The 8,185-nt window shown below is 69.3% G+C and carries 6 protein-coding genes and 1 pseudogene; 4 read left to right on the top strand and 3 right to left on the bottom strand.

Annotation, left to right across the window (positions count from 1 at the left end):
- Positions 1-30: 30 nt before the first annotated feature.
- The 3 genes from dhaM to dhaK all read right to left on the bottom strand — a co-directional run bounded on the left by dhaM (position 31) and on the right by dhaK (position 2,130).
- Positions 31-441: a dihydroxyacetone kinase phosphoryl donor subunit DhaM gene (dhaM, locus tag ACFU53_RS29095; protein WP_383998614.1), complete on the bottom strand. Its 411-nt coding sequence runs from the start codon at positions 439-441 to the stop codon at positions 31-33.
- Positions 434-1,051, bottom strand: coding sequence for a dihydroxyacetone kinase subunit DhaL (gene dhaL / locus ACFU53_RS29090; protein ID WP_383998611.1), 618 nt, complete (start codon positions 1,049-1,051; stop codon positions 434-436). The genes dhaM and dhaL overlap by 8 nt, the downstream gene beginning before the upstream one ends.
- Before the next feature lie 86 nt (positions 1,052-1,137).
- The gene (dhaK, locus tag ACFU53_RS29085; RefSeq protein ID WP_383998608.1) at positions 1,138-2,130 is read right to left on the bottom strand and encodes a dihydroxyacetone kinase subunit DhaK; all 993 of its coding nucleotides are present in this window, start codon (positions 2,128-2,130) and stop codon (positions 1,138-1,140) included.
- Between the two features lie 712 nt (positions 2,131-2,842).
- Between dhaK and ACFU53_RS29080 the strand changes: the two genes are divergently transcribed.
- The 4 genes and pseudogenes from ACFU53_RS29080 to ACFU53_RS29065 form a co-directional block, all read left to right on the top strand.
- Entirely contained in the window at positions 2,843-3,811 is a 969-nt protein-coding gene (locus tag ACFU53_RS29080; RefSeq protein WP_383998605.1) for an alpha/beta hydrolase, read from the top strand.
- Entirely contained in the window at positions 3,808-5,877 is a 2,070-nt protein-coding gene (locus tag ACFU53_RS29075) for a hypothetical protein (RefSeq protein ID WP_383998602.1), read from the top strand. The genes ACFU53_RS29080 and ACFU53_RS29075 overlap by 4 nt, the downstream gene beginning before the upstream one ends.
- A complete protein-coding gene (locus tag ACFU53_RS29070) occupies positions 5,874-6,803 on the top strand; it encodes an AAA family ATPase (RefSeq protein WP_383998599.1) in 930 nt (309 codons plus the stop codon). Before ACFU53_RS29075 ends, ACFU53_RS29070 begins: the two co-directional genes overlap by 4 nt.
- Positions 6,796-8,124: pseudogene (locus ACFU53_RS29065) on the top strand (SAV_2336 N-terminal domain-related protein); the annotation flags it as partial. The gene ACFU53_RS29070 and the pseudogene ACFU53_RS29065, both read left to right, overlap by 8 nt.
- Between the last annotated feature and the right edge of the window lie 61 nt (positions 8,125-8,185).

The raw sequence follows: 8,185 nt of genomic DNA, 5'->3' as shown, positions 1-8,185 counted from the left end.
CCCCGAAGCCGTGTCGGGTTCCTCGGAGGATCACTCCTTCCGATACGCGTACGCCTCCGAAGCCGCGGCCGCCACCGCCGCGAGGTCCGCGCCCGTCGAGGCCGTGACGACCGCGGCGACGGCGCCCTCGACGAACGGGGCGTCGACCAGACGGGTGTCCGCGGGGAGTTCGTCGCCCTCGGCGAGGAGTGCCTTCACGGTGAGGACCGCGCTGCCGAGATCGGTGAGGACCGCGACCCCGGCTCCCCGGTCGACGGAGGCGGCCGCCGCCGAGATCAGCTCGGCACTGGTGCCCAGGCCGCCGTCCTCGGTGCCGCCGGCCGGGGCGACGGGAACGGAGCCCCCCGCACCGGCGAGCCCCTTCGCCAGCTCGGCGACCGAGGCGGCGACGGAGGCGCTGTGCGACACCAGCACGATGCCGACCAGTTTCTCGTCAGACACCGGCGGCCTCCGGGCTCCCGGCGGCGGTGGCGAGGGCCGCGATCAGCAGCGCGGCGGACGTGGCCCCGGGGTCCTGGTGCCCGATGCTCCGCTCGCCGAGGTAGCTGGCCCGGCCCTTGCGGGCCTGCAACGGTGTGGTCGCCAGGGCGCCCTCCTCGGCCGCGGCCCGCGCGGCGGCGAACGACTCGGCGAGCGCGTCGACCGCCGGGACCAGCGAATCGATCATGGTCTTGTCGCCGGGCGCGGCTCCGCCCAGCGCCATCACCGCGTCGACCCCGGCGCGCAGCGCCTCCGTCAACCGATCCTCGCTCACCTCGGCCGCCTCACCGAGCGCCTTTCCGGTGCGGCGCAGCAGGGTGCCGTACAGCGGGCCGGACGCGCCGCCGACGGTCGAGATCAGCTGCCGTCCGGCGAGCACGAGGACGGCGCCGGGCGTGTCCGGCGCCTCCTTCTCCAGCACGGCGGCCACGGCGGCGAACCCGCGGCGCAGATTGCTGCCGTGGTCGGCGTCCCCGATCGGCGAGTCGAGCGCCGTGAGCCGCTCGGCCTCGCGCTCCACCGAGGCCGCGGTAGCCGTCATCCAACGGCGGAAGAAGTCGGCGTCGAGCACGGAACCTCCTTGCGTGGTACGTGAATTGACTGACGGTGAGGGACGGGGCCGCGAGACCCGGTCAGGCGCGGCGGCCGTCGGCTCCCTCACACACCCCAGCGCAGCCCCGGCGTCCGCACCGGCGCGTCGTACAGCCGCAGCAACTCCTCGTCGACCTGACACAGCGTCACCGACGCGCCGGCCATGTCGAGCGAGGTGACGTAGTTGCCGACGAGGGTGCGGGCCACGGCGACCCCGCGTTCGGTGAGCACGCGCTGCACCTCCGCGTTGAAGCCGTACAGCTCCAGCAGGGGTGTGGCGCCCATGCCGTTGACGAGCAGCAGCACCGGGTTGCGCGGGCTCATGTCGTCCAGGATGGCGTTCACCGAGAAGTCGGCGATCTCACGCGAGGTCATCATCGCGCGCCGCTCACGCCCCGGTTCTCCGTGGATGCCGACGCCCAACTCCAGCTCTCCGGCGGGGAGATCGAAAGTGGGGCTGCCCTTGGCCGGAGTGGAGCAGGCGCTGAGGGCCACCCCGAAACTGCGGGAGTTCTCGTTGACCTGCCGGGCCAGGGCCTCCACCCGCTCCAGCGGCTGCCCCTCCTCGGCGGCGGCCCCCGCGATCTTCTCCACGAACAGGGTGGCGCCCGTGCCGCGCCGCCCGGCGGTGTAGAGGCTGTCGGTGACGGCCACGTCGTCGTTGACGAGCACCTTGGCGATCCGGATGCCCTCGTCCTCGGCGAGTTCGGCCGCCATGTCGAAGTTCAGCACGTCACCGGTGTAGTTCTTCACGATGAACAGCACCCCGGCCCCACTGTCGACGGCAGCCGCGGCCCGCACCATCTGGTCCGGCACGGGTGAGGTGAACACCTCACCGGGACAGGCCGCCGACAGCATCCCGGGCCCCACGAACCCACCATGCAACGGCTCGTGCCCCGAGCCACCCCCGGAAACCAGCCCCACCTTCCCGGCCACCGGCGCGTCCCGCCGCACCACCACCCGGTTCTCCACGTCCACGGTCAACTCGGGATGAGCAGCCGCCATACCCCGCAACGCGTCCGCGACAACGCTCTCGGCGACGTTGATGAGCATTCTCATGGGTACCTCCTGGTGAAATTATCAGACGAACCTCTGACCTGCGTTTTAGTAGGTCAGCATGGGTTTGATCAGTTGTCGATCTCGGTGGTTCATGGTGGTTCATGGTGGTTCATGGCGGTCGTGGATGGGCTCTGGCGGTACTGATGCCGACTCTGGTGACGGCCCGTCAGGTCTCTGGAGTGGCTGGACGCGGGTCGGTGGGATCGCACCTGTTGGAAGTATCGACCTTGCGGCAGCGAAGGTCACGCGCGCACACGCTCGTGCGCTTTCATGGGTGTTGGGCTGCTCTGCCAGATGCGCCTCGTGACGGGTCGGAATGAGAGGGCAGTGCGTGCGCGGCCGCCTTGGCGCACCAGTGAGCGGACGGGAGGAATCCGGACCGCTTCTCCGGTTCGTTGACCGGATCTCTCTGCACGCCGACGAGGTTGATGTTGCTGAAAATGGTGCCAGGTGGCGTCCGTCACCACCCCGCCCACTCCGGCGTCCTCGCCGTGACACCCTCGCGTCGGCGGGGGTGGACCGAGACGTCTGCATGTCCCTCCGGGCTCTTGTGAGTGGTTCCAGCCGACGCGGGCTTCGCCCGCGCCGGCGCTCCGCTTGCTAACCTCGACCTTCCTCCAGGCACGCGGAACGCGTCGACTGCCTTCGCACGTCGCGCTGTTGGTCTGGTGCGCACGTGCGGTGGGATGTAGTCGGGGGAGGGGACTGGGGCGTGAGACCGGCGTTGGTGTTCATCCATGGGATCGGCGGTGTGCGGGACCCAGAGGCGGATCGTGACTCATGGCTCGCCGCTCTGGCCGTCGGAGCCCGCAAGGCGGGGCACTCACGGGAGGCATCGGCCCTGACACAAAACGGCCTGGTCGATACTTCCTTCGTCTACTACGGGGACCTGTTCGTACTCCCGCAGGCCCAGGGCGGCACGGCACCGCTCGTGGAGGCAGCCGAGGACGAGGAGCTTCGGCATCTGCTGGAGTACTTGGTCGACACGCTGCTGACGATGTGCGCTGACGACGGTGAGCGACGCGTCCTGCAGCACGCTCGGGCGGAGTTGACGGCGACACAGCAGGCTCAGGGCAGCGGAGACCTCGTACGGCGGCTGGTGAATGTTTGCACGACGTTGTTGGCCCTGCCTGGAGTGCGACGGGGCGGTCAGTGGGCGAGCGGTCGGCTCATGGCAGGGCACCTATCCCAAGTGACCCGTTATCTGGCCAGGGCCGAGCCGGACGGCGACGGACGCACTCTCGACGAGCGTGTCCGCAGCCGAGTCCTCGGCTTCCTGGACGACGACCGGCCGACCGTCGTCATCGCGCACTCCCTCGGCAGCGTCGTCACCCTGGAGGCCTTGCACCACCATCGTGGTCCCATACCGCTGCTCGTGACCTTGGGATCCCCGATCGGCATGCGCACCGTGGTACACCCTCGGCTGCGGCCCCAGCCGCCTGCCGCTCCGGAGTGCGTGGAGCGCTGGCGCAACTTCTGGGACCGTGACGACATCATCGCCCCGCGTCCGTGGCTGGAGCGCGATGTGCTGCCCAACACCGGTGGCTGCCTTCCGGTGAGCGACCGGGTGGACTCCGACGGTATATGGGTCCACACAGCCACCAAGTACCTGGCGCAGGCAAGCGTGGCCGGTCCGGTAGTGGAGGCCATCAGGCTCGCCGGGGAGAGGGCATCTGCATGACCGCCCCGCGGCTGCTTCTCGTCGTGGCGCCCCAGAACACCGCGATGGGCTGCTTGGACGAGCTGGAGGGCGCCGCACGCGCCTTGGGCGAGGTACTCCAGCAGGAAGATCTGGGCCACTGTTCCCCAGCACTGGCCGGCGGAGTCGCCCTGCTGTACGGCACGAACGTCACGCAAGCCCGGATCGAGGCCGCGGTGCGCGCCGCCGCCCGGCGAGCCGGAGATGCCGGCGCCACATTGGTTCTGGCCTTCCTCGGCCATGGGATGGCGCCGCCCGGACGCTCAGAGCTGTACATGATGGGGGCGGACGCGAAGCCAGACGTACTCAGCACCGCGGTGAACGTCGGCCACCTCGTCGTCCAGGCGGCGGAGCAGCCGGGAGTCAACGGCGTCATCGGTCTGGTCGACACCTGCCATGCTGCGGGGGCTGTGCCCGACGTCAAGGCCCTCGTGGGAGGCGTACGGGGTGGACGCACCCGGGTGTCCCTGCTCATGGCGTCCGGGGCCGACCAGGAAGCCTACGACCTCGTGTTCAGCCGACGGCTCGCCGAGCTTCTGAGACAGGGCCTCCCAGGTGCCGGGGCACACGCGGGAGTATCGGCGCTCAAGGAGGCATTGCGGCAGGTCGTCGTCGGCCAGGACATCGTCAGCCTGGAGCACGACGGTGATCACTTCGCGATGCAGGGGTTGTGGCTGTCGCACAATCCCCGGCACGCCGGCGCCGATCGCCCCGGCCCTGGCAGGCTCGGTGCCGAGGACTTCCGATCGGCGCTGGAAGCGGTCGGCCACGCTGTCGCCTGGCCGGACCCCTGGACGCTGTACGAGTTGGACCGGGTGCGGCACGAGATCCAACGGATCAAGGAGACCGGCACGGGAATCGGTCCGGCGGCCCTCGTCCATCGGGCGGTCCACGTCGTGGACGGCCTGCGCACCTGTCTCGCCACCCAGTCCTTCCTCACCTCCTGGATGGGCGGAAGGCTGACCACCCAGCGGCTGCGCAAGGCGCTGCCGGCGCTGCCCGCCGATGTGTATGCGCTAGTGCCGGACACCACGGGCGCCATGCTGCTCACAGACCTCCTTGAACTGCTCGTCCTGCGCGCACCGCGGGTCGGCGACAGCCGGACGGCGCTCCTCACCGGCTTCGTTACGGCACTCGGCGCCGACGCGGGGCTGGACTTCTCCGCTGCCGAAGTCACGGCGTGGGCAGATGCCTGCGGGGCCCGGATCGAGCTCAACGACGCCCAGGAGGAGCTGTCCCGCGGCGAGGCCGCGCGACGGCTGCGGCTCATCGTCAGCCTGCACGCCACGGTGGCGGACGACTGGCCCGAGTCACTGGGACTGTGGCTGCTGGACGGCGGCAAGGTGTGCGAGCGAGCGGAGGTCGCCTGCGCGCCCACGCAGGCGGCCGTCGAGGCGAAGCTCGGGGAAGCCATCGCCTGGGCGCGCAAGCACGCTCGGCTGCGCCGCGCGCCACTGAGACACGTAGACGTCGCCGTTCCCACCTCGGTGCTCCTGCGCTGGAAGCCCGAGGAGACCGACTTCGGTGTGCGTCTGGGCGTAAACCACGACGTGGTGGTGCGCTGGAGCCTGCGTCTGAACCCACCTGCCCATCTGTGGTGGATCAACGATCACGCCCGGGCGGGCCTCGAACGGATGAGCACCTGCGCCGCCAAGGCCCCAGTCGACTGGCTGGCCGATCAGGACGCGGGCCAAGCGCAGGACCTCGGAGACCGGTTGAAGGCCGGCAGGTACACGCGGGCGGTGGCGTTCACGCATCGCCCGGCCCATCTCAAGCAGCTCATGGAGTTGCTGCTGGCGTACGTGCCGGTCGTGCTGTGGCCCGACACGAACCACAACTTCTCACCGACTGAACGGGCGCTCCTGGATGTGTTCTGGGAGCGTCTGCCGACGGAACTGGCCGAGGCGTACCGGCGGCGATGGCAGGGCGGTTCGGCCGCCCCTTCCGATCGGCTCGCCGATCTCAGATCCGTTTGGCACGACCTCGAATGGCTCGACTTCTGCAGTTGGTTCGACAGCCACGACGCCGTACACGGGAGCGTTTCATGAACTGGAGTCCGTACTACACCGGGGACGGCGTCCCGCGCGACGTCGAACTCGCGCCCCCTCCGCCATGGCGGACGTTCCCGCGCCGTGCGATGGCGAAGGAGTTCCAACCGCCCGCGGGACTCGTGGACTCCGTGAACGCGGCGCTGCATCTGCGGCGGCCGCTGCTCGTGACGGGCCCGGCCGGATCGGGGAAGTCCACCGTCATCGAGCAGGTGGCCGATGAGCTGAAACTCGGCGCCGTGCTGCGCTGGCACATCACGTCCCGCAGCTCCCTGACCGACGCGCTGTACCGGTACGACGCCCTGGGACGCATCCACGCGCAGCGCCTCGGCCAGTCCGGCGGCGTCGATGACATCGCGCCTTTCATGCAGCTGGGACCGCTCGGCACAGCTCTGCTGCCGTCGGACCAGCCTCGCGCGCTGTTGATCGACGAGGTGGACAAGAGCGACCTCGATCTCCCCAGCGATCTGCTCGACGTGCTGGAGCGGGGCGAATACGAGATCCCCGAACTCGCTCGATACCAGGACGACGTCGTTTCCGTACGGCAGTGGGGTGGCGACGAGCACCACGACATCGAGAGGGGACGTGTGAGCTGCACACAGTTTCCCTTCATCGTGATGACGAGCAACGGCGAGCGTGACTTCCCGGCAGCCTTTCTGCGCCGGTGCATCCGATACACCATGCCGGCACCGACAGCTCCCCTGCTCCGCCAGATGATCATGGCTCATCTGCAGATCGACATCGAGGACGAAGGGCCGGTCAAGGACCTCGTCGAGGAGTTCGTCGCCCGACTGGACGGCGGCGACAGCCTGGCTATCGATCAACTGCTCAACGCCGTCCACGTAATGTGCGGAACAACGGTTCCGGACAGCAGTAGACGGCAATACGTCGTCGAACTGCTGATGCGAGAGCTGTCACGTGCCTGACCACCTGTCGCGCGTGCTGCACCGTCTCCGTGCGGACGGCGAACTGGACCTGGACGCCACGGCGTTGGCCGAAGCCATCTGGCTGGCCGCCACGCGCGGGGAACCTACCGGGTGGTCGGCGGCCACCGCAGAAGCCGGACCAGAGCCGCCTGGAGCCGGTGGTGGACATGGGCATCGACCGCGCAGCGGCCGGACAGCGGCGGGCTCGCCCCGGCCTGGCTTGGCGATGCACCAGCAACTGTCCGACAGTCCCAGCAGCGTGTCGGGTCAGTTGGTTGCCGTCACGAGGGGGCGTGCCCTGCCCAAGGCCCTGGAGCTGGCACGTGCCTTGCGGGCCTACAAGCGGCCATGGGTAGCTGGTCTGCACACAGAGCTCGACATAGAACGGACGGTCGACGGTTACGCGCGCAGTGGTGAACTTATCCCAGCGTTCCGCGCGGCTCCGGAGCGTTGGTTCGACCTGCTGTTGATCGTCGACCGGTCGCTGACCATGCACGTGTGGAAGGAAACGATCGCCGAGCTGGAGCGTGTGCTGAACCAACTGGGAGCCTTCCGTCTGCTGCGCACCTGGGGGCTGACGTTCGAGGACTCGCAGCCCCTTCTCCACGACCATCAGGGGGCGGTGGCCGGCCCCGACCATGTGCTCTCACCCCAGGGCAGGCGTCTGGTCCTCGTCGTCTCGGACTGCTCGTCCCGCGGCTGGTACCGCTCGGAGATCTGGAGCCGGCTGCGCGCCTGGGCGCAGTCCACCCCGGTGGCGCTGCTCGATCCGCTGCCCCCGAAGCTCTGGCGGCGCAGCGCGCTGGACCTCCCGGGCGTCACTGCCGCGCAGGCCGTACCGGGCAACGGCAGCACCACGCTCCGCTTTGACATGCCGCTGCTTCTGGAGAGTCCAGGAAACGACATGGCGCCGTGGCTCCCTGTTCCCGTCCTGTCGTTGAGCCCGCACTCGTTCGGCCGCTGGGCACGCGCGCAGATGCGCGGCGATCCAGGAGGCTGTGACGCGGTGCTCATTCCTCCGACGGGGCGTGTCCAGCGCAGCCACGCCGGTCACGTTCGCGTCTCGCGGACCGACCCGGTCCAGGCGTTCGTGGGTACAGCTTCGCCAGAGGCGGCCAAACTTGCTGTTCTGTGCGCAGTGGTCGGGCGAATCGGTCTGCCCGTGCTCCAGCTGATCAGGCAGGAGTTCGTGCCCGAGGCCACGGTCGCCGACGTAGCCGAGCTGATCACGAGTGACATTGTGTCGCTTCATCCGCAGGACGACGGCACGTTCGTGGTGACCTTCCGCAACGGCGCGGAAGAGGAGCTGAAGCGACTCCTGCCCCAACACGAGGCATGGCGACTGGGCGGGACGCTGGAGAGGTATGTGAGCGCCCGCGCAC

Origin of the sequence: Streptomyces sp. NPDC057474 (genome assembly GCF_042802555.1) — a bacterium.
Classification (GTDB): Bacteria; Actinomycetota; Actinomycetes; order Streptomycetales; family Streptomycetaceae; genus Streptomyces.
This window is presented reverse-complemented; position numbering and strand designations above follow the sequence as displayed.